Origin of the sequence: Sphingomonas japonica, assembly GCF_006346325.1 — a bacterium.
In the GTDB taxonomy this organism is placed as follows: domain Bacteria; phylum Pseudomonadota; class Alphaproteobacteria; order Sphingomonadales; family Sphingomonadaceae; genus Sphingomonas; species Sphingomonas japonica.
In genome coordinates, this window is record NZ_VDYR01000001.1 from 83,408 (window position 1) to 105,175 (window position 21,768).

A 21,768-nucleotide genomic window follows, 5' to 3' on the forward strand; every position below is an offset into this window, starting at 1 on the left:
TTGACCGATAGGGAGCGTCATGAAGCGGTTGATCACTGGGTTCGCGATGGCGCTCCTGCTATGGAGCCAGCCGGCAGCCGCCCAGTCGATCCTGCGCGATGCCGAGACCGAGGCGCTGTTCGCCGAGATGGCGAACCCGATCGCCGAGGCGGCTGGGCTCGACAAGCGCAATTTCCGTGTCGTCCTCATCAACGATAAGTCGATCAACGCGTTCGTGGCGGGCGGCCAGATCGTCTATCTTCACTCGGGACTGATCGACGCCGCCGACACCGCCAACGAGGTCCAGGGAGTGATCGCGCACGAGGTCGGTCATATTACCGGCGGCCACGTTCCGCTTGGCGATCGCATGGGTCGCGGGGCGATGGGCATCACCCTGCTCAGCCTGGTGCTGGGCGCAGCGGCGATGGCGGCGGGCGCGGGCGAGGCGGGGGCCGGCATCCTTGCCGCTGGCAACCGCGCCGCGCTCGGCAATTTCCTCGCATTTTCCCGCGTGCAGGAATCCTCGGCAGACGCCGCCGGCGCGTCGTTCCTCAACAAGGCGAGTATCCCCGGCAAGGGCATGCTCAGCTTCTTTCGCAAGCTGCAGGCCTATGAATACCGCCTCGCGATCCCGCAGGACAACAGCTACGAACGCTCGCACCCGCTGTCTGGCGAGCGCATCGCCAATCTGACCGGCAGCGTGCGCAGTTCGGCTGCCTGGGACAAGCCGCTCGATGCGGGAATGGAAGCGCGGTTCAAACGCGTCCAGGCCAAGCTGCGCGGCTATGTCAACGACCCCAAGACGACGCTTGCGCGGTATCCCGCAAGCGACCAGAGCGCTGCCGCCCACTATGCCCGCGCCTATGCCTATCACCTGTCGGGCTATCCCGTCGAAGCCGCCAAGGAGACCCAGGCGCTGGTCGCGACGTCGCCCGACGATCCCTATTTCCTCGAGCTCGAGGGACAGATCCTGCTCGAATCGGGAAAGCCCGAAGCGGCGATCCCTGCGCTGCGCGAAGCCGTCCAGCGCAGCGACAACGCGCCATTGGTCGCCGCGACGTTCGCACATGCCCTGCTCGCGACCGAGGATTCAAGCCATCTCGACGAGGCGGAGAAGGTGCTCAACCGCGCGGTGGCGCGCGACAACGAGAATCCCGGTGCGTGGGTGCAGCTGGCGATGGTCTATGAGCGCAAGGGCGATGAGGCGCGGCTGGCGCTGGCGCGCGCCGAACAGCTCCGCCTGCTCGGCTATCACACGTTGGCGCTGGCCAGCGCGCAGAATGCGGTCGCCATGCTTCCCCCGGGATCGCGAGAGGCGCTCCGGGCGCAGGACCTGGTGGTGATTTCCAGGACCGAGATCGATCTCGAAAAGGACCGCCGATGAAGCCGTTTTCGCTGGCGTGGTTTGCCAGCCTGGTCGTCGCGGCGTTGCTCGGAGCGGGCGCGTTCGCACTGCTCCAGCCGCTGGTCGTGCCGTCCGCGGCGCCGGGCTCGGCATCGGTGCGCGAAGCGATCCTTGCCGATCCTGCAATCATTCCCGATGCCATGGAGGCACTGCGCAGCCGCGAGACCGGCAAGGTGATAGCCGCCAACCGCTCGGCGATCGTCGATCCTTTCGGCAATGCCTGGAAAGGCGATCCGGCGGGCGACGTCACCGTCGTCGCCTATATGGACTATGCCTGCGGATATTGCCGTGCCAGCCTGCCGATCCTCGACCAGCTGGTCGCGGCCGACGCCGATGTGAAGATCGTGTTCCGCGAACTGCCGATCCTGTCGGAAGCCAGCCGCCGCGCGGCGCAATGGAGCCTGGCCGCCGCCGAACAGGGCAAGTTCCGGCAATATCACGACATCTTGTTCACGGCCGGGCAACTGAGCGACGCGACCATCGATGCGGCAATTGCCCGCGCCGGGCTCGATCGCGTTCGCGGCGAGCGGGTGGTGCGCTCGGAGGCGGTGCAAGCGGAGATCCAGCGCAACCTCGCGCTGGCGGGACAGCTGGGCATGACCGGAACTCCGGCTTGGGTCGTCGGCGACCGCGTCCTGTCCGGCGCGCTGCCCCTGCAGGCGATGCAAAGCGCGGTGGCATCGGCGCGCAGCGCCGGCTGACCTTGCCGTCAATCCCCCCGGACCCTATCTGGCGCGGACGCGGACATTCGGGGGGGGCATCGCTTGGAACCCATTTTATCGCTTGCCGGTGTCGGCAAGACGTATGGCTCGGGCCATGTCGCCCTGAAGTCGGTCGATCTCGACATCGCGAGGGGCGAGATTTTCGCGTTGCTGGGTCCCAATGGCGCCGGCAAGACCACGCTGATCAGCATCGTGTGTGGCATCGTCAATCCGACCAGCGGCACGATCACCGTCGATGGGCATGACGCGATCCGCGACTATCGCGCCGCGCGCAGCCGCATCGGGCTGGTGCCGCAGGAACTGGCGACCGACGCATTCGAAAGCGTGATCGACACCGTGCGGTTCAGCCGCGGCCTATTCGGAAAGTCCCGCAACGACGCCTATCTCGATCAGCTGCTCAAGGACCTGTCGCTCTACGAAAAGCGCAACGCCAAGATTCTCGAGCTGTCGGGCGGCATGAAGCGCCGCGTGCTGATCGCCAAGGCGCTGAGCCATGAACCCGATATCCTGTTCCTCGACGAACCCAGCGCCGGGGTCGATGTGTCGCTGCGCCGTGACATGTGGAAGCTTGTCCACCGCCTGCGCGACCGCGGCGTGACGATCATCCTCACGACGCATTATATCGAGGAAGCCGAGGAGATGGCGGATCGCGTCGGCGTCATCAACAAGGGCGAACTGTTGCTGGTCGAGCGCAAGACCGAGCTGATGAAGAAGCTCGGCAAGCGCGAGATGGACATCGCCCTCACCGATCCGATGACGGTCGTTCCAGACGAACTGGGCGATTGGCAGCTCAGCCTCGAGGACGAAGGCCACAAATTGCGCTATGTGTTCGATGCGCAGGCGGAAAGGACCGGGATCCCCTCGTTGCTGCGCAAGCTCGGCGAGATCGGCATCGGCTTCAAGGACCTCGAAACGTCCAAATCGAGCCTCGAGGATATTTTCGTCGATCTCGTCCAGGATCGGCAGGGAGCGGCGGCATGAACCTTCACGGCGTCTCGGCGATCTACGTCTTCGAAATGGCGCGGTTCAAGCGCACCATCTGGCAGTCGGTGGTCACGCCGGTGATCACCACCGCGCTCTACTTCATCGTGTTCGGCGGCGCGATCGGCAGCCGGATCGAGAATATCGATGGGGTGAGCTATGGCAGCTTCATCGTTCCCGGCCTTATCATGCTGACTTTGCTCACGCAGAGCCTGTCGAACGCCTCGTTCGGCATCTACTTCCCCAAGTTCACCGGCACGATCTACGAACTGCTTTCGGCGCCGGTATCGACCTTGGAGATGCTGCTGGGCTATGTCGGCGCGGCGGCGACCAAGTCGATGCTGATCGGCCTCATCATCCTGGGTACGGCGACCTTTTTCGTCGACCTGACCATCGCCCATCCGCTGATGATGGTGACGTTCCTGATCCTGACGTCGGTGACGTTCAGCCTGTTCGGCTTCATCATCGGCATCTGGGCCAAGGGCTTCGAGCAATTGTCGCTGGTCCCCGCGCTGCTGATCACACCGCTGACATTCCTGGGCGGCGCATTCTATTCGATCGACATGCTTCCCGAACCGTGGCGCACGGTCAGCCTGTTCAACCCGGTAGTGTATCTGGTCAGCGGGTTCCGCTGGAGCTTCTTCGGCCAGGGCGATGTCGCGGTCGGCGTCAGCCTGGGCGTGACGTTCGCGTTCCTGATGCTTTGCGCAGGGTTGATCGCTTGGATGTTCAAAACGGGGTACCGGCTGAAGGCGTGATAGCCTTCAGTCCAGTCGGTGCTCGCCCTTGACCCAGCGGACGGTGCCGGAGCTCGCGCGCATCACCACGCTTTCGGTGGTCATCACCTTGCCCTTGCGCTTGACGCCTTCGAGCAGCGAGCCATCCGTCACTCCAGTCGCGGCAAAGATGCAGTCGCCGCTCGCCAGGTCCTCGAGGTCGTAGACCTTGTCGAGGTCGGCGATGCCCCATTTCGCCGCACGCGCGCGCTCGTCGTCATTGCGGAAGAACAGCCGCCCCTTGAACTGACCGCCGACGCAGCGCAGCGCTGCCGCCGCCAGCACGCCCTCGGGCGCGCCGCCCTGACCCATATAGACGTCGATCGTGGTGTCGGGATCGCTGGTCGCGATCACAGCCGCCACGTCGCCGTCCGGAATCAGCATGATGCCGCAGCCACAGCCGCGCAGCTCGGCGATCAGCTTTTCGTGACGCGGGCGATCGAGCACGCAGGCGATGATCTGGTCGGGGCGCACGCCCTTGGCCGCGGCGATCGCCTCGACATTCTGGGTCGGCGTCCTGTCGAGATCGATCACGCCCGCCGGATAGCCCGGCCCGACCGCGATCTTGTCCATGTAGACGTCGGGCGCGTTCAGCAGGCAGCCCTCTTCGGCGATCGCCAGCACGGCCAGCGCATTCGGCCCGGCCTTGGCGGTGATCGTGGTTCCTTCCAGCGGATCGAGCGCGATGTCGATCTTGGGCCCCGATCCGATCGCCGATCCGACCTTCTCGCCGATATACAGCATCGGCGCCTCGTCGCGCTCGCCCTCGCCAATGACGACGGTGCCGTCCATGTAGAGCGAATTGAGCGCCTCGCGCATCGCCTCGACCGCGGCGGCATCGGCGGCCTTTTCGTTGCCGCGGCCAACCAGGCTCGACGCCGCGATCGCCGCGGCCTCGGTCACGCGCACCATCTCCAGAACTAGGACGCGATCGAGATTCTGGCTCGCGGTCTGCATGCTATCCACCCCAGGCTTGTTTGAAGCGGCGGATAGGGGAGGGGGACGGGGTTGTCGAGCGGATGCGGGGAAATCAAACGTCGAGGTTGGCCACGCTCAGCGCATTCTCCTGGATGAACTCGCGGCGTGGTTCGACGACGTCGCCCATCAAGCGGGTGAAGATTTCGTCGGCGACATCGGCCTGTTCGATCGCGACACGCAGCATCGACCGGTTCGCCGGGTCGAGCGTGGTTTCCCACAGTTGCTCGGCATTCATCTCGCCCAGCCCCTTGTAGCGTTGGATCGACAGGCCCTTGCGGCCCGCCGCCAAGATCGCCTCAAGCAGCTCGCTCGGTCGCGCGATCAGGCGCTCGCCCTTGGCCAGCGCGGGCAGGTCTTCGCCGTCGGCCGCATCCTCGCCATCGGCTTCCGGTTCGGCTTCCGCCTCGGCTGCAGCCGATGCGCGCACCGGCACCAGCTTGGCGAGCGTCGAATAGCTGTCGGCTTCCTCCGCTGCCAGTGCGTGAAGCTTGCGCCCTTCGGCCGATGCCAGGAACGCCGCCTCGATGATGTGGTGGTCGGTCACCCCGCGCCACACACGCTGGAAATGGAACCCGCCATCCTCGCTCATGCGCGCGGTCCAGCGGGCGTCCTCGTCGGTAGTGTCGAGCTTGCGCGCGACCTCGGCCAGCCGCCCCGCGCGCGTCTCCGCGCTTGCTTCGGGGTCCAGCGCGCCTTCCAGCGCCAGCGCCTCGACGATGCGCGGATCATAGCGGCGAGGAACATAGCGCATCAGCGTGCGCATCCGCCGCGCATGGTCAAGCATCACGCGCAGCCCGGGGCCGGCACGCGTGCCGCTTGCGGTCTCCAGCGCGCTCAACCCGACGCCCGCGGTCACGAGATATTCGTCGAGCGCCGCATCGTCCTTGAGATATACTTCGGACCGCCCCTTGCTCGCCTTGTAGAGCGGCGGCTGGGCGATGAAGAGGTGCCCGGCCTCGATGATCTCGGGCATCTGGCGGTAGAAGAAGGTCAGCAGCAGCGTGCGGATATGCGCGCCGTCGACGTCTGCGTCGGTCATGATGACGATCTTGTGATAGCGCAGCTTCTCGAGATTGAAATCGTCGCGACCGATACCGGTGCCCATCGCCTGGATCAGCGTGCCGATCTCCTTGCTGCCGAGCATCCGGTCAAAGCGCGCACGCTCGACGTTCAGGATCTTGCCGCGCAGGGGCAGGATCGCCTGGAAATGCCGGTCGCGGCCCTGCTTGGCGCTGCCGCCTGCGGAGTCGCCCTCGACCAGGAACAGCTCGGACTTGGCCGGATCGCGTTCCTGGCAATCGGCGAGCTTGCCGGGCAGTGAGGCGATGTCCATCACGCCCTTGCGCCGGGTCAGCTCGCGCGCCTTCTTGGCGGCTTCACGCGCGGCCGCGGCGTCGATGATCTTGGCGACGATCGCCCGCCCATGCGCCGGGTTTTCCTCGAGCCACTCGGCCAGCTTGTCGGCCATCAGCGATTCGAGCGGTTGGCGCACTTCGGATGACACCAATTTGTCCTTGGTCTGTGATCCGAACTTGGGATCGGGTAGCTTGACCGATACGATCGCGGTCAGCCCCTCGCGCATGTCGTCGCCGGTCAGCGACACCTTCTCCTTCTTGAGCAGGCCCGATTTGTCGGCATAGTTGTTGAGCGTGCGCGTCAGCGCGGCGCGGAATGCCGCCAGATGCGTGCCGCCATCGCGCTGCGGGATGTTGTTGGTGAAGGCGAGGACATTCTCGTAATAGCTGTCGTTCCATTCGAGCGCGACGTCGATGACGACATCGTCGCGGTCGCCATGGATGGCGATCGGATCGGGCATCAGCGGCGTCTTGTTGCGATCGAGATATTTGACGAACGCGCCGATGCCGCCTTCGTAGAACAGCTCGACTTCGCGGACGTCCTCGTGCCGGGCATCGCGCAGGAACAGCCGCACGCCGGAGTTGAGGAAGGCCAGTTCGCGATAGCGATGCTCGAGCTTGTCGAAATCGAACTCGATCTGATTGCGGAACGTGCCGCCGTCACCCGGCGCCCGCTCGATCGACGGCCAGAAGGTCACGCGCGTCCCCTTGCGATCGCCGACCGCGTCGCTGACGACTTCCAGCGGCGACACCGCATTGCCGTTCGCAAAACGAATGTAATGCTCGCGTCCGTCGCGCCAGATAGTAAGGTCGAGCCGCTCGCTGAGCGCATTGACCACCGACACGCCGACGCCGTGCAGCCCGCCCGAAACCTTGTAGGCATTGGTGTCCGACGTGTTGTCGAACTTTCCACCCGCGTGGAGCTGGGTCATGATGACCTCGGCGGCCGACACGCCCTCCTCGGCATGAATGCCGGTGGGAATTCCGCGGCCGTTATCCTCGACCGACACCGATCCGTCTGCGTTGAGCGTGATGATGATGCGGTCGCAATGTCCGGCGAGCGCTTCGTCGATGGCATTGTCCGATACTTCGAACACCATGTGGTGCAGGCCCGAGCCGTCGTCGGTGTCGCCGATATACATGCCAGGGCGCTTGCGCACCGCGTCGAGACCCTTGAGCACGCGGATCGACGACGCGCCATAGGCGTTTTCTTCAGGGGGTGTTGCCATGCCGATGATATAGGGTTTGCGGACGTGTAACGAAAGCGAAATACGCGATTTGAACCGGTTTCAGCGGCCAGATTTCACTCCGCGACCGGCACCGTGTCGTACACTTGCACGCGCTGCCACAGCGCCGAGTGCTCCTCGACGAACTGCAGGTGGATCGGATCGACCTGATAGGCTTGCTGATCGGCGGCGCTGTCGAACGTCAGCGTCCACGACACCGAGTAGGAGCCGTCGATGACGTCGCGGTCGGTGCCGGCGGGCTCACCGATCTGATAGCTGCGGATCGTGTCGACTGCCGACAGCTTCTCCAGCGCCGCGACCAGCCGCGCCTTGTCCGCCGCGCTGTCGGAATTCTTCAGCCAGAAAAAGACGTGATGGATGAACCGCGCATCGCGCCGGGCGGTGTCGGTCTTCGACTGCGCGAGCGCTGCTACGGGAAGAGTCGCGGCGGCCAGCGCGAGCAAGGCAGCATGGATCGGGCGCATCGTTCAGGCTCCAGCAACGAGAGGGGGCGATAGCGCGATACCGCTACCGCCCCTCGGTCGCTCGATCAACCGATCGCGATCAGCGCGACTGCGTTGCCGCCCGGTTGCCGCCGGAACGGCCACCGCCGCCGCCTCCGCCGCCCGGACGCCCGCCGCGACGGTTGCCGCCACCGGGACGCGCTGCGCCGCCATGCGCCGGTTTGGCGGCATGCGTCGCACGCGGGCGCCGCGGACCCTGCTCCTGACGCGGGCGATCGGGCCGTTCGGCGGGTACCGGACCGACGCGCGTCGATTTGATCCGATCGATCTCAGCGGTGAAGGTGGCGGGGAGGGCGACCGGCTCGATGCGCTGGCGAGTGAGCTTTTCGATCGTGCGCAGATAGGGCCGCTCATCTTCGGCGCAGAAGCTGAACGCGACGCCTTCGGCACCGGCGCGCGCCGTCCGCCCGATGCGATGGACATATTGCTCGGCCACATTGGGCAGTTCGAAGTTGAGGACGTGGCTGACGCCGGGAACATCGATGCCGCGCGCGGCGATGTCGGTCGCGACCAGCAATTTGACCTTGCCAGAGCGGAATTCGGCGAGCGCCTTTTCGCGCTGCGGCTGGCTCTTGTTGCCGTGGATCGCATTGGCGGCGATGCCGCTTGCCGCCAGCAGCTTCACGACGCGGTCGGCGCCATGCTTAGTGCGAGTGAAGATCAGCGCGCGTTCGATATCGTTGCGCTCGATGAACAGAGTCAGCAGGAACTGCTTTTCGACCTGGTTGACGAAGGTGACATACTGGTCGATCCGCTCGACCGTGGTCGCGGCCGGGGTGACGCGGACCTCGACCGGATCGGTCAGGAACTGGTCGGCCAGATCGCGGATGGTCTTGGGCATCGTCGCCGAGAAGAACAAAGACTGGCGATCGCGCGGCAGCATCGCCACGATCTTGCGCAACGTGTGGATGAAGCCGAGATCGAGCATCTGGTCGGCTTCGTCGAGCACCAGGATCTCGAGATCGGCGAGGCTGAGGCAGCGCTGCTCGATCAGGTCCATCAGGCGCCCTGGCGTCGCCACCAGGATGTCGACGCCCGCCGACGTGTCGCGGCGATTGCGCGCGATCGGGGTGCCGCCGAATACGGTAGCGACGGTCAGCTTGGTGAACTTGGCATAGGCGCGCGCGCTGTCGGCGATCTGGCTGGCAAGTTCGCGCGTCGGCGCGAGCACCAGCATGCGGCAACGCATCGGCTTGCGGCGCTCGTTCGCCTTCACCAGCCGGTCGATCGACGGCAGCATGAATGCCGCGGTCTTGCCGGTTCCGGTCTGGGCGATGCCGAGCAGGTCGTTGCCCTCGAGCAGCGCCGGGATCGACTGAAGCTGGATCGGCGTGGGGGTGTCGTAGTTCTTGAGCGCGAGCGCATCGAGGACGGACTTCGAGAGTCCGAGCGATTGAAAGGTCATGAGTGTCCTGGAATTCGGTGCCGGTGCGCGCGCGGTCTGGGCGCACGACGGGCGGGGTCATAAAAGACGCCCCGCGTGAAATGGGAAGCCGGTGGGAGCGACGCCGAGCTGACTCTGGGGAGCCGATCACGCTGCTGTCGGTAAGCGTCGCTGCGCTGCGGCAAATGGTCGCGATCGGCGCAAAAGTCAAGCGTCTGCAATAACGGAACCGTTTTCAACGACATAGCGCGTAGCAGCCCCGATCGCATCGAACAGTCCTGCCTCGGTTCCGGTCATCCATACCTGCCCCCTGCCCGAAAGCCGGTCGAACAGCGCGGCGCGGCGCAACGGGTCGAGATGCGCCGCCACTTCGTCGAGCAGCAATACCGGCGGCGAGCCGGTGCGATCGGCGACGAGATCGGCGTGCGCCAGAACGATACCGAGCAGCAGAGCCTTTTGCTCGCCGGTCGAACACAGCGCCGCCGCCTGATCCTTGTCGCGGTGGACCACGGCCAAGTCGGCGCGGTGCGGGCCGATCAGCGTCCGGCCGGCGACGGTATCGCGGCGGCGGCCCTCGGCGAGCGCGCGCGCGAGATCCGCGATCGGCTCGCTCTCGATCGCGAGTGCGGCGCGCGCGAACGGGCCGGGCTGCGTGTCGGCCAGCCGCTGCGACAAAAGATCGACCGCGCCGCGCCGGGCCACTTCGATGGCATCGCCATGCTCGGCCATCTGCGCTTCCAATGCAGACAGCCACTCCGGATCGGCAGGACGCTCGTCGGCCAGCAGCCGGTTGCGCGCGCGCATGGCTGCTTCGTAACGCGCGGCATGGTGCGCATGGGCGGGCGCCAGCGCCAGCGTCAGCCGGTCGAGGAAGCGCCGCCGCTCCGACGCGGGTTCGACGAACAGCCGATCCATCGCCGGGGTCAGCCACAGCACGGTCAGCCACTCGGCAAGCGTGGCGGCGGGAGCGGCGGCACCGTTGACGCGGACGATCCTGCGTTCGGGCGCCGACACCAGCGTGCCGGTGCCGATAGCGATGTCGCCGACAAGCTCGGCCGCCACCGAGAAACCGCCGGCGCCGTCTTGTCGCGCGATGCTCGACAGCGGTGCGCGGCGCAGGCCGCGGCCGGGCGCCAGCAGCGACACGGCCTCGAGGATATTGGTCTTGCCCGCGCCGTTCTCTCCGGTCAGCACGACAAAGCCCGGGCCGGCGCGAAGTGCGGCATGAGGGTGGTTGCGAAATTCGGTCAGGGACAGGCTGGTCAGCATCGCCGGGGCTGCCTAGCCGCTAATCGCGGTGATCGGAAATGCCACGCGTGCTGCCGACGCAACCTTACGCCGGTGCGCGGGTTGTTCCGCCAGCAACATGATGGAGCCGAAATGCGTTCGACCACCCTTATTCTTTGTGCGGCACTTGCGTTTGCGACTGTCGCCTGCAGCCAGCCGACGCCGCAGGAGCAGCAGGCCGATCAGATTCGCGACCAGGCGGACGCGCAGGGCGATGCGATCGAGGCCGCGGCCAACGACCGCTCGGCCAAGATGGAAGCCGATGCCGCGGCACTGCTCAACCAGGCCGGTACGTCGCAGAATTTCGATGCTCAGCGGCTTCAGGTGCAGGCGGATGCCCTCAAAAAGCAGGCCGAACTGGTCGAGCAGCAGGCCGAGGCCAAGGCCAAGGCGGTTCGCGCCGCGGGCGAAGCGCAGGCGACTGCCCTGCTCGCGCAATAACGCGTGCGTGCGCGAACATGGATCAGCGCTGATTAATCCTGGCGGGACTATGCTATGGCCGTGAATACCAGTGTCGCCATGAAAGGATGAAGTTGGCCAGTTGCTGCCCGACCCGCAAGATCAGGCCCGGAGCAGGGCGCCCGCGTGATCCCGCGAAGGAAGATGCGATCATGGCCGCCGCGCGCGATTCCTTTTTCGAACGCGGCGTCTCGGCATCGACGATCGAGGACATCGCCCAGCGCGCGGGGGTGTCCAAGGTCACCGTCTATAATCGCTTCGGCGACAAGGACACGTTGTTCGAGCAGGTGGTCCGTGCCGAGACCGGTCGGATGGCCGACGTTCTGGAGGCTGGATTCGATGGATCGGCCTCGTTCGAGGCGCGGGTCAATGCGTATGGCGAATCGCTGCTGGGGTTCATGTTCGCCAAGGATCATGTGGCCTTCGATCGCGTGGTGATGGCCGATCTTGCGCAGAACCCGGCGCTTTGCGAACGCTTCTTCGCCGCCGGACCAGGGCATTGTCGCGGGCGTCTGGCGGAGGTGATCGCGCAGGCACAAAAGGCCGGGCTGGTCGAGGTCGACGATCCCGAGCGCGCTGCCGAGGATCTGACCTCGCTGTGGAAGGGTTTTGCCGATGTCGAGCTGAAGTTCGGCGTGGTCAGCAACGTTTGTGAAGAGACGATTCGCGCCAAGGTGGCCCGCGGGACCAAGGTGTTCCTGCGTGCCTATGCTCCGCGCGCATCGGTCGAAAAGGAGAAGCACGAATGAGGACGCTGCTGGTTTTACTGGGTGGTCTTGCACTGGCGGCATGCGGCGGCGCGCCTGAAGCGACTGCCCCGGCCAACGACGTGGCCGCGACCGACGCAACCGCGCTCAATTTCCAGACCGAAGTCGCCGCATTGTCGCCCGCACAGCGCAACGGCGTGTTCATTCGTGCGATCCGCGACGCCGGGCTGCAATGCCAGGGAGTCGAGACGTCGGTCGAGAACCCGCCGGGCAGTTTCAACTACGCCGTCACCTGTCAGGACGGCAGCAAGCATCAGATCGCGATCGCCGCCAGCGGTGACGCCAAGGTGACCAGCGCGGCCGGAGCGCGGTAGCGCCGCGCCCCCGGCCGGCTCCTGCGCCATCAGCGATGGAAAAGGCCCGCGGCTTCGGGTATAGCGCGCGCCATGCAGACAGTTTCGGACCTCACCATGCCCATTCCCGGGCATATCGATCCCGTGCCGGTTCCGCGTGCGCCGGTGCAACGCGCCGACGGGCGCATCGACCTGCTCGGCCTGTCGAAGGACGATCTGCGCATGGCGCTCGAGACGGCGCAGCTCGAGCCGAAGCAGGCCAAGCTGCGTGCCAAGCAGCTTTGGCACTGGATCTACAATCGCGGAGCGACCGAATTTTCGGTGATGACCGACATTTCCAAGGCGATGCAGCCCTGGCTCGAACAGCGGTTCGTCATCAGCCGTCCCGAAGTGGTCGAGGCGCAGGTGTCGAGCGACGGCACCCGCAAATGGTTGCTTCGCTCGCCCGACGCGCAGGACTATGAAATGGTGTTCATCCCCGACGCCGATCGCGGGACGCTGTGCGTGTCGAGCCAGGTCGGCTGCACGCTCAATTGCCGCTTCTGCGCGACCGGCACGATGCGGCTGGTGCGCAATCTGACCCCCGGCGAGATCGTCGGGCAGGTGATGCTGGCGCGCGACGCGCTGGGCGAGTGGCCGAGCCAGCCCGAGGGGCGGATGCTGACCAACATCGTGATGATGGGGATGGGCGAGCCGCTCTATAATTTTGACCACGTCCGCGATGCGCTCCGGCTAGTGATGGACGGTGATGGGCTTGCGCTGAGCAAGCGCCGCATCACGCTGTCGACCAGCGGCATCGTGCCCATGATGGCGCGGGCGGGTGAGGAGATCGGGGTCAACCTCGCGGTATCGCTGCACGCTGTGACCAAGGAGGTGCGCGACGAGATCGTTCCGATCAACCGCAAATACGGGATCGAGGAACTGCTCCAGGCATGCGCCGACTATCCCGGCGCCAACAATGCCAGGCGCATCACCTTTGAATATGTCATGCTCAAGGACAAGAACGACAGCGATGCCGACGCGCACGAACTGGTGCGGCTGCTCAAGCAGTATCGCCTGCCGGCCAAGGTCAATCTGATCCCGTTCAACCCTTGGCCGGGCGCGCCGTACGAATGTTCGACGCCGGAGCGGATCAAGAGCTTTTCGTCGATCGTGTTTGCGGCAGGCATTTCCGCGCCGGTACGCACCCCGCGCGGCCGCGACATCGACGCCGCCTGCGGCCAGCTCAAGACCGCGTCGCAAAAGACCAGCCGCGCCGAGCTCGATCGGCTGGCGGAGGAGAAGATGGCGGCGCTGGGCTGAGGCCAGCGCAATGCCCGATCTCGCTTCGCTTGCGTTTCCGGCCGCGGCCGGTCTGGTCGGGGGCGCGATGAATGCGCTTGCCGGGGGCGGGACGTTCGCGACGCTGCCCGCGCTGCTTGCGCTCGGCCTGCCTGCCAACATCGCCAACGCCACGTCCAACGTCGCTCTGCTGCCGGGTGCCGCCGCCAGCGCCTGGACGTTTCGCGACGAGCTTGGTCCGATCGCAAAGGTCGCGATCCCGGTGCTCGCGGCGATCACCTTTATCGGCGGGCTGGCGGGCAGCCTGTTGCTGGTCGTCACGCCCAGCGACACGTTCGATATCCTCATTCCCTGGCTGCTGCTCTATGCGCTGGTCATCCTCGCCTTCGGTCGCCGCGCCGCCGACTGGCTCAGCCGTCGCACGACGATCGGCCCGCGCACGCTGGTCGTCGTGCAGGCGCTGCTTGGCGTCTATGGTGGCTATTTCGGTGGCGGCGTCGGGATCATGACCACTGCAACCTATGGCCTGCTCGGTGGCGTAAGCCCGCGCGACATGTTCGCCGCGCGTACCTTGATGCTGGCGCTGGCCAACCTCGCCGCCGCGATCGTGTTCGTCGCCTTCGCCATGGTGGCGTGGGACCGCTGCGCGCCGATGCTGGTCGGCGGGGCGCTGGGCGGATGGCTCGGCGCGTTGCTCGGACGGCGGCTGTCGCCGGGGCTGGTGCGCGGCTGGACGCTGCTTGTCACCGCGGCGACCACCGCCGCGTTCTTCTGGCGCGCATATGGCTGATCGCCTATCGTCGCGGCGGGCTGTAACCGATCGCCGCTCTTCCGCGAACCGGGCGCGATCAACCATTGCCGGGGGAGCCGGATGACCGACCTGCGCGCCGACCAAGCGCCGTTTGAAACGCCTCGCGCCGCGGGAAGGCGCGTCTATCGCCATCGACTGGCGACGCGCATCTGGCATTGGGTGAACGCGATCACCGTCATCGTGATGATCGGCAGCGGGCTGATGATCCTCAACGCGCATCCGCATCTATATTGGGGCCAGTTCGGCGCAAATCTCGATACGCCGTGGTTCAGTGTCAGCGAGGTGTTCGAAGGCGGGCGCGTGCCCGGCTGGCTGACGATCCCGTCGACCTACAACCTGGCGCTGGCGCGGCGCTGGCACCTGTTCTTCGCGCTGATCCTGGCCTTTGGACTGCTTGCCTATCTGCTCGTCAGCATCGCCAATCGCCATTTCCAGCGCGACATGAAGTTCCGCAGCGAGGAGCTGAGGCCTGCGCATCTGGCGCATGACGTCAGGGAGCATCTGGCGCTGCGCTTTCACGACCCGAAGCGGCCAGCCGACTATAACACGCTGCAGAAATTGAGCTATGTCGCGGTGCTGTTCGTGCTGCTGCCGCTGATCATCGCCACCGGCCTTACCATGTCGCCGGGGATCAACGCGGCCGCGCCGTGGCTGCTCGACCTGTTCGGCGGGCGGCAATCGGCGCGCTCGATCCACTTCATCGTGACGATGCTGCTGATCGGCTTCATCATCGTCCATCTCGCGCTGGTGATCCTGGCGGGGGTTTGGAACGAACTGCGGTCGATGATCACCGGCTGGTGGCGCTTGCCCTCGCCCGAAGCGCAGCCTGTGGAGCCCCGGCCATGACCATCCTCACGCGCCGCGCCGCGCTCACCGGACTCGCGGCCGGTGCCGGCGGGCTGCTCGCCGGCTGCGATGCCTTAGGGTCGAACGAGACGTTTCGCGGAGTGCTCTACACCGCCGACGGCATGCACCAACGGCTGCAGCGGCTGGTCAGCAATCGCGACGCGCTTGCTCGCGAATTCAGCCCCGAACAGATGTCGCCGGTATTTCGCGCCAACGGCACTCGTAATCCGAACACATCGTCTTACAATGCGCTGGCGGCCGGCAATTTCGCGGATTGGCGCATCGCAGTCGACGGGCTGGTCCAGCGGCCGCTGGCGATCAGCATGGCGCAGCTGCGCTCGATGCCGGCGCGCACGCAGATCACCCGCCACGACTGCGTCGAGGGATGGAGCGCAATCGGCAAATGGACCGGCCCGCGGCTTGGCCCGATCCTGCAACTCGCCGGGCTGCGCGACGATGCGCGGTTCCTGGTGTTCCACTGCGCCGATTTCTTCGGCAGCAACCGCTATTACGAATCGATCGACCTTACCGACGCCTTTCACCCGCAGACGATCCTGGCGTGGCGGCTCAACGATCAGCTGCTCGATATTCCGCATGGTGCGCCGGTGCGGCTGCGCGTCGAGCGCCAGCTGGGCTACAAGCATGCCAAATATGTCGAACGGATCGAAGCGGTTGCCAGCCTCGATGGCATCTATCGCGGCAAGGGCGGCTATTGGGAGGATGGCGCGGGCTATGAATGGTATGCTGGAATCTAGCGTTTCGGTACGCTAGGCGCCGCTTCATGCCCCTCATCGATCGCTTCCTGTCGCGGGCGTTTACCCGTGGCCAGCTGACCGTCACCTTTCCCGATGGTCGCACCGCACAGTATGGCAGTTCCGACCCGGACCTCGCGCCGGTGGCGATCCGCTTCGCCGACCGGCGGGTGATGGCGGGCATCCTCGCCGACCCGTCGCTGGGCGCGGCCGAAGCCTATATGGATGGCCGCCTGATCCTCGAACGCGGCGACATCGCCGATTTCCTGATGCTAGCCACCGCCAACAACCGCTGGGAAGAGGGCAAGGGCACGCTGAACCAGGGTCCGACGCGGCGCGCGTTCGACAACGTCCTCCACCGCATCGACCGCTTCAACATGGGGCGACAGGCCAAGCGCAACGTCGCGCATCACTATGACCTGAGCGACCGGCTCTACGACCTCTTCCTCGACGCCGATCGTCAATATAGCTGCGCGTACTTCACCGATGCCGCCAACAGCCTCGAACAGGCACAGGCTGACAAGAAGGCGCATATCGCCGCGAAGCTGGCGATCGAGCCGGGCATGCGCGTGCTCGACATCGGTTGCGGATGGGGCGGGATGGCGCTGTACCTCCACGCCAAGACCGGCGCCGACGTCACCGGGATCACGCTGAGCGAGGAGCAGCTCAAGGTCGCGCGCGCCCGTGCCGAGGCGGCGGGGGTCGCCGACCATGTCCGCTTCGAGCTGATCGACTATCGCGCGATGTCCGGCCAGTTCGACCGGATCGTGTCGGTCGGCATGTTCGAACATGTCGGCCCGCCGCAATATCGCACCTTCATGCGCAAGGTCCGCGAACTGCTGACGCCGCAGGGGGTGATGCTGCTCCACACGATCGGCCGTGCAGGGGGGCCGGGCGTGACCGATCACTTCACCGCCAAATATATCTTTCCCGGCGGCTACATCCCGGCATTGTCGGAAATCGTCCGCGCCAACGAGGGGCTTCGGATGTTCGTCACCGATGTCGAGGTGCTGCGGATGCACTACGGCTACACGCTCAAACACTGGTACGACCGCACCACCGCGGCGCGCGACGCGATCGTCGCGCTGTACGACGAGCGCTTCTTTCGGATGTGGCAATATTATCTGGCTGGATCGATGGTCAGCTTCCTCAACGGCGGGCTGGTCAATTATCAGGTGCAGTTCGCACGCGACCGCGGCGCGTTGCCGATCACCCGGGACTACATGGCGGCGGCGGAACGCACCTATATCGAGGGGTAAAGACGCTCCATCTCGGCGAGCGACTGTACCATCATCTCCTCCAGCACTTCCCGGTCGATGTCGCTGAGCCGCTTGATATAGAGGCAGGACTTGCCGACCCGATGCTTGCCGAGCAGGGTGAGAAGCTCTTCGAAATGCTGACTGCCGGGCTGGAGATACAGGACCAGTTCCGTCTTGCGCGGCGAGAAGCCGATCCGGCACATGTCGCCTTCGTGCCCACTGGCATAGCGGTAATGATAGCTGCCGAACCCGATGATCGACGGGCCCCACATCACCGGCGGCTCACCGGTCAGCCGCTGCATGGCGGCGCAGACCGTCCGGGCATCGGTCCGGCGCTGGGGATCCTCCACCGCGTCGAGGAAGGCGTCGACCGAATCGATCGTAGGCACGGTCTTGACGTCGGCCATCGCGCGTCTCCCGAGTCGCAAAGGGATGATATTGCCTAAAGCGGGCCGCAGCGCATAGAGCGCACGCCAGTCCCGCCATCCGGCCAGCTTTCGCGGAGTTCCTGCATGACCGACCAGATCAATCGTGTCGTCCTCGCCTATTCGGGCGGGCTCGATACCAGCGTCATCCTCAAATGGCTCCAGCAGGAATATGGCTGCGAGGTAGTGACCTTCACCGCCGATCTCGGCCAGGGCGAGGAACTCGAACCCGCGCGCGCCAAGGCCGAGCTGATGGGGATCAAGCCCGAGCACATCTTCATCGACGACCTGCGCGAGGAGTTCGTCCGCGACTTCGTGTTCCCGATGATGCGCGCCAACGCGCTGTACGAAGGGCTGTACCTGCTCGGCACGTCGATCGCCCGCCCGCTGATCGCCAAGCGCCAGATCGAGATCGCGCGTCAGGTGAATGCCGATGCGGTCAGCCACGGTGCGACCGGCAAGGGCAACGACCAGGTCCGCTTCGAACTGGGCTATTATGCGCTCGCCCCCGATATCAAGGTGATCGCGCCGTGGCGCGAATGGGACCTGACCAGCCGCACCGCGCTGATCGCGTTCGCCGAGGCGCACCAGATCCCGGTGCCCAAGGACAAGCGCGGCGAAGCGCCGTTCTCGACCGACGCCAATCTGCTGCACACCTCGTCCGAGGGCCTGGTGCTCGAGGATCCGTGGGATGAAGTGCCCGACTATGTGTTCTCGCGCACCGTCAATCCCGAGGACGCGCCAGACGCGCCGCAGACGATCACGATCGATTTCGAGCGCGGCGACGCAGTGGCGGTCGATGGCGAGGGGATGTCACCCGCGACGTTGTTGGCGAAGCTCAATGACCTTGGCCGTGCGCATGGTATCGGCCGCCTCGATCTCGTCGAGAACCGCTTCGTCGGCATGAAATCGCGCGGGATGTACGAAACGCCGGGCGGCACGATCCTGCACGCCGCGCACCGGGCGATCGAACAGATCACGCTCGACCGCGGCGCCGCGCATCTCAAGGACGAGCTGATGCCGCGCTATGCCGAGCTGATCTACAACGGCTTCTGGTTCGCGCCCGAGCGCGAAATGCTGCAGGCCGCGATCGACCACAGCCAGGAAAAGGTGACGGGCACCGTCCGGCTGAAACTCTACAAGGGCGGCGTTCACGTCACGGGCCGCAAGTCGCCGCACTCGCTCTATTCGGAAAAGGTCGTGACGTTCGAGGACGATCAGGGCGCGTATGACCAGCGGGACGCGGCCGGGTTCATCAAGCTCAACGCGCTGCGGCTGCGGTTGTTGGGGCGGCGTGATCGGTGACGCTCCGATCGGCTGGTAGCCATGCTGTATTCGGGAAGCGCGTGTCCGGGGTCTGAGTGACGCCGAGGCCGCGCGAATACCCCAAACGCTCTACCGCCGATCGCTTGTGCCGGTCGCAGCCGGGCTTATGGTGCGGCGCGATGCAGGGGGATGCACACACCGCCTTACGTTGGTGGCAGACACGCTGGTTCGTGGGCGCGATGGCGCTCGCCGCCGCGATTCCACTCCTGTGGCCCGACATTCCGCCGCTGGTCGACCTGCCCGGACATATGGGGCGCTGGCGCGTCCAGCAGGCGGGCGGCGAGGTGCCGTGGCTGGCGCAATGGTATGACTTCAACTGGATGCTGATCGGCAATCTCGGCATCGATCTGCTCATGGTCGTGCTCGAGCCGCTGCTGGGGCTCGAGCTCGCCGTCAAGCTGGTGGTGCTCACGATCCCGCCGCTCACCGCGTTCGGGCTGCTGTGGATCGCGCGCGAAGTGCATGGCCGGGTGCCGCCGACCGCGCTGTTCGCGCTGCCGCTGGTCTATGGCTATCCGCTGCAGTTCGGCTTTGTAAACTTCGCGCTGTCGATGGCGCTCGCGCTCAATGCCTTCGCCTTGTGGCTACGGCTGGCGCGGCTGGGCAGGCTGCAGTTGCGCGCGGCGCTGTTCGTGCCGCTTGGTGCGGTGATCTGGGTGTGCCACACCTTCGGCTGGGGTATGCTGGGCCTGCTCGCCTTTTCGGCCGAAGCGGTGCGCCAATATGACAAGGGCCAGCATCACGGGGGGACGCGCTGGTTCGCGGCGGTGTTCTGGGCCGGGATACATTGCCTGTCGCTGGCCCCGCCCGCGGCGCTGATGGTGTTGTGGCGCACCGGCGGCGGCGTGTCGGGGCAGACCGCCGACTGGTTTAACTGGCGTGCCAAGACGCTGTGGCTGATGATGGTGCTGCGCGACCGCTGGCTGACCTTCGATCTTGCCGGATTCGCGGCGCTGCTGATCGTCATCGGCGCGGCAATCCGCAGTCGCACGCTGACCTTTTCGCGCAACCTGGCATTCTCGGCGCTGGTCCTTGCGGCCTGCTATGTGCTGCTGCCGCGGATCGTGTTCGGGTCCGCCTATGCCGACATGCGGCTGGCGCCGTATATGTTGGCGATCGGGATCGTGGCGATCCGGCCCAAGCCCGACATCGCATCTGGCCGCGCGGTGCTGGTGGCCACCGCCGGGCTGGCGTTTGTCGCGATCCGGCTCGCCGCCACCACAGTCAGCTTCTATCAGTTCGACCGGGTCTACGATCGCGAACTGGCCGCGCTCGACGCCGTGCCGGTCGGCGCACGTCTGGTCAGCTTCATCGGCCATAATTGCCGCAACGACTGGAAGATGTCGCGGATCGAGCATCTACCGGCGATGGCGCTGGTGCGGCGGCTCGCCTTCTCCAACGACCAATGGTCGATGGCGGGCGCGCAGCTCCTCACCACGAAAATGCCGCAGGCACCGGGCTTTCGCTTCGATCCGTCGCAGATCACGACGCCGACGCGATGTCCGCGCGAATGGTGGCGCCCGATCGCGGTCAGCCTCACCTGGTTCCCGCGCGACGTGTTCACCCATGTCTGGCTGGTCGATCCGGGGCCATATGATCGCCGCCTCGAGGCAGGTCTCAAGCCGCTGTGGCGCGATGGACGCAGCGTAGTGTTCGAAGTCGAGCAGGGCGTCCCGGCGGCGACGCTTCGCCCGAACGATCTGGGTCCGCTCGGCCCGGAATTCCTCGAACGGATCGGCAAGCTGCGCGGCCATCCGCACATCGCCGAAACTGCCGCACTCAAGCCTTCCTGAACGGCGTCAGTTCGCACAGAAATTCCTGTTCCTGCGCAACGGCCGCACGCTCGCGCACCAGGAAATCGGCGATCGCGCGGCGGAAATTGGCGTCGGGGATGTAATGCGCCGACCAGGTCGCGATCGGCGAATAGCCGCGCGCCAGCTTGTGTTCGCCCTGCGCGCCCGCCTCGACGCGCTGCAGCCCGCGCGCAATCGCCGCATCGATCGCCTGGTAATAGCACAGTTCGAAATGCAGGAAGGGCACGTCCTCGCAGCAGCCCCAATAGCGACCGTACAGCGCGTCGTCGCCGATCAGGTTGAGCGCGCCTGCAATCGGCACCCCGTCACGCTCGGCGAGGATCAACAGCACGCGGTCACCCAGTGCTTCACCGATCAGAGGGAAGAAACTGCGTTCGAGATACGGCCGTCCCCATTTGCGGGCACCGGTGTCCTGATAGAATGCCCAGAACGCATCCCAATGACGCGCGGTGATGTCCGGTCCGGCGAGATGGCGGATCGCCAGCCCTTCGACCGCGGCGGCGCGTTCCTTGCGGATCGCCTTGCGCTTGCGGCTCGACAGCGCCGCAAGGAACCCATCGAAGTCCTGATAGCCGTCATTGGTCCAGTGATATTGCGTGCCTTGCCGGATCAGCCACCCGGCCGCTTCGAACAGGGCGATCTGGTTAGGCGCTACGAACGTGGCATGTGCCGACGACAGCTCGCTCTGGACGGTCACGGCCTCGATCGCGGCGATCAGCGCGGGGGCGAGTGCAGGATCGCGCAGCAGCAGGCGGCTGCCGGGCACCGGCGTGAACGGCACCGCGATCTGCAACTTGGGATAATAGCTGCCGCCGGCGCGCTCCCACGCATCGGCCCAGCCGTGGTCGAACACATATTCGCCCTGGCTGTGCGCCTTGGCATAGGCGGGCGCGATGGCCGCCGGTGCGCCATCGTCACCATCTACGACGATCGGCAATGCCTGCCACCCGCTGCGGCCACCGACCGACTTGGACGCTTCGAGCGCGGCAAGAAAGCCATGGCTTAAGAAGGGGTCGCCCGTTCCGGCGCACGCCTGCCACTGCGCGGCGGGGATCGAGGATACGCCGTCGGCGATGCGGGCGGTTATCGGGGGAGACGTCACCTGCATGAATCTAGGG

Annotated in this window: 21 protein-coding genes; 14 read left to right on the forward strand and 7 right to left on the reverse strand. The window is 65.8% G+C overall.

All coding sequences use genetic code 11. The features are described from left to right. The first annotated feature begins 19 nt into the window (after positions 1–19). The 4 genes from FHY50_RS00435 (at position 20) to FHY50_RS00450 (ending at position 3,845) form a co-directional block, all read left to right on the forward strand. Entirely contained in the window at positions 20–1,363 is a 1,344-nt protein-coding gene (locus FHY50_RS00435) for a M48 family metalloprotease (protein WP_140046404.1), read from the forward strand. Then, positions 1,360–2,085, forward strand: a complete 726-nt coding sequence (locus tag FHY50_RS00440) for a DsbA family protein (protein WP_140046405.1) — start codon at positions 1,360–1,362, stop codon at positions 2,083–2,085. Before FHY50_RS00435 ends, FHY50_RS00440 begins: the two co-directional genes overlap by 4 nt. Positions 2,086–2,148: 63 nt before the next feature. After that, positions 2,149–3,087 carry an ABC transporter ATP-binding protein gene (locus FHY50_RS00445; RefSeq protein WP_140046406.1) on the forward strand — a complete coding sequence of 313 codons (939 nt, stop codon included), beginning with the start codon at positions 2,149–2,151 and terminating at the stop codon, positions 3,085–3,087. Further along, entirely contained in the window at positions 3,084–3,845 is a 762-nt protein-coding gene (locus FHY50_RS00450) for an ABC transporter permease (protein ID WP_140046407.1), read from the forward strand. Before FHY50_RS00445 ends, FHY50_RS00450 begins: the two co-directional genes overlap by 4 nt. A 6-nt stretch (positions 3,846–3,851) precedes the next feature. Here the strand turns inward: FHY50_RS00450 and glpX are convergent, their stop codons facing one another. From glpX to recF, 5 genes are all read right to left on the reverse strand, one after another. After that, positions 3,852–4,820, reverse strand: coding sequence for a class II fructose-bisphosphatase (glpX, locus tag FHY50_RS00455; RefSeq protein ID WP_140046409.1), 969 nt, complete (start codon positions 4,818–4,820; stop codon positions 3,852–3,854). 73 nt (positions 4,821–4,893) lie between these two features. Continuing rightward, on the reverse strand, positions 4,894–7,425 hold the full coding sequence (gene gyrB, locus FHY50_RS00460; RefSeq protein ID WP_140046411.1) for a DNA topoisomerase (ATP-hydrolyzing) subunit B: 2,532 nt from the start codon (positions 7,423–7,425) through the stop codon (positions 4,894–4,896). 74 nt (positions 7,426–7,499) lie between these two features. Next, positions 7,500–7,907, reverse strand: a complete 408-nt coding sequence (locus tag FHY50_RS00465) for a Dabb family protein (RefSeq protein WP_140046412.1) — start codon at positions 7,905–7,907, stop codon at positions 7,500–7,502. A 79-nt stretch (positions 7,908–7,986) separates the two neighbouring features. Further along, positions 7,987–9,351, reverse strand: a complete 1,365-nt coding sequence (locus tag FHY50_RS00470; protein ID WP_140046413.1) for a DEAD/DEAH box helicase — start codon at positions 9,349–9,351, stop codon at positions 7,987–7,989. A gap of 186 nt (positions 9,352–9,537) precedes the next feature. Continuing rightward, positions 9,538–10,599 (reverse strand): DNA replication/repair protein RecF, encoded by a 1,062-nt coding sequence (gene recF, locus FHY50_RS00475; protein WP_140046414.1) that lies wholly within the window; start codon positions 10,597–10,599, stop codon positions 9,538–9,540. Between the two features lie 111 nt (positions 10,600–10,710). On the opposite strand from recF, the gene FHY50_RS00480 reads away from it, so the two are divergent. The 8 genes from FHY50_RS00480 (at position 10,711) to FHY50_RS00515 (ending at position 17,085) form a co-directional block, all read left to right on the forward strand. After that, positions 10,711–11,058, forward strand: a complete 348-nt coding sequence (locus tag FHY50_RS00480; RefSeq protein WP_140046415.1) for a hypothetical protein — start codon at positions 10,711–10,713, stop codon at positions 11,056–11,058. A gap of 170 nt (positions 11,059–11,228) precedes the next feature. Then, positions 11,229–11,825, forward strand: a complete 597-nt coding sequence (locus tag FHY50_RS00485) for a TetR/AcrR family transcriptional regulator (protein WP_166745462.1) — start codon at positions 11,229–11,231, stop codon at positions 11,823–11,825. Further along, positions 11,822–12,157, forward strand: coding sequence for a hypothetical protein (locus FHY50_RS00490; RefSeq protein WP_140046418.1), 336 nt, complete (start codon positions 11,822–11,824; stop codon positions 12,155–12,157). The genes FHY50_RS00485 and FHY50_RS00490 overlap by 4 nt, the downstream gene beginning before the upstream one ends. Before the next feature lie 72 nt (positions 12,158–12,229). After that, positions 12,230–13,438 carry a dual-specificity RNA methyltransferase RlmN gene (gene rlmN / locus FHY50_RS00495; RefSeq protein WP_243846655.1) on the forward strand — a complete coding sequence of 403 codons (1,209 nt, stop codon included), beginning with the start codon at positions 12,230–12,232 and terminating at the stop codon, positions 13,436–13,438. A gap of 10 nt (positions 13,439–13,448) precedes the next feature. After that, positions 13,449–14,207 (forward strand): sulfite exporter TauE/SafE family protein, encoded by a 759-nt coding sequence (locus tag FHY50_RS00500; RefSeq protein ID WP_140046420.1) that lies wholly within the window; start codon positions 13,449–13,451, stop codon positions 14,205–14,207. 81 nt (positions 14,208–14,288) lie between these two features. Further along, a complete protein-coding gene (locus FHY50_RS00505) occupies positions 14,289–15,074 on the forward strand; it encodes a cytochrome b/b6 domain-containing protein (protein WP_140046421.1) in 786 nt (261 codons plus the stop codon). Next, entirely contained in the window at positions 15,071–15,829 is a 759-nt protein-coding gene (locus FHY50_RS00510; RefSeq protein WP_140046422.1) for a molybdopterin-dependent oxidoreductase, read from the forward strand. Before FHY50_RS00505 ends, FHY50_RS00510 begins: the two co-directional genes overlap by 4 nt. Positions 15,830–15,855: 26 nt before the next feature. Then, positions 15,856–17,085, forward strand: coding sequence for an SAM-dependent methyltransferase (locus FHY50_RS00515; protein WP_140046424.1), 1,230 nt, complete (start codon positions 15,856–15,858; stop codon positions 17,083–17,085). Here the strand turns inward: FHY50_RS00515 and FHY50_RS00520 are convergent. After that, entirely contained in the window at positions 17,070–17,492 is a 423-nt protein-coding gene (locus FHY50_RS00520; RefSeq protein ID WP_140046425.1) for a DUF1801 domain-containing protein, read from the reverse strand. The two genes, FHY50_RS00515 and FHY50_RS00520, sit on opposite strands and share 16 nt — an antisense overlap. Positions 17,493–17,597: 105 nt before the next feature. Between FHY50_RS00520 and FHY50_RS00525 the strand changes: the two genes are divergently transcribed. Both FHY50_RS00525 and FHY50_RS00530 read left to right on the forward strand, forming a co-directional pair. After that, positions 17,598–18,815 (forward strand): argininosuccinate synthase, encoded by a 1,218-nt coding sequence (locus FHY50_RS00525; RefSeq protein WP_140046427.1) that lies wholly within the window; start codon positions 17,598–17,600, stop codon positions 18,813–18,815. Positions 18,816–18,955: 140 nt separating this feature from the next. Next, positions 18,956–20,629 (forward strand): hypothetical protein, encoded by a 1,674-nt coding sequence (locus FHY50_RS00530; protein WP_243846656.1) that lies wholly within the window; start codon positions 18,956–18,958, stop codon positions 20,627–20,629. On the opposite strand, the gene FHY50_RS00535 is transcribed toward FHY50_RS00530, so the two are convergent. After that, positions 20,616–21,758, reverse strand: a complete 1,143-nt coding sequence (locus tag FHY50_RS00535) for a GNAT family N-acetyltransferase (protein ID WP_180345081.1) — start codon at positions 21,756–21,758, stop codon at positions 20,616–20,618. The two genes, FHY50_RS00530 and FHY50_RS00535, sit on opposite strands and share 14 nt — an antisense overlap. Between the last annotated feature and the right edge of the window lie 10 nt (positions 21,759–21,768).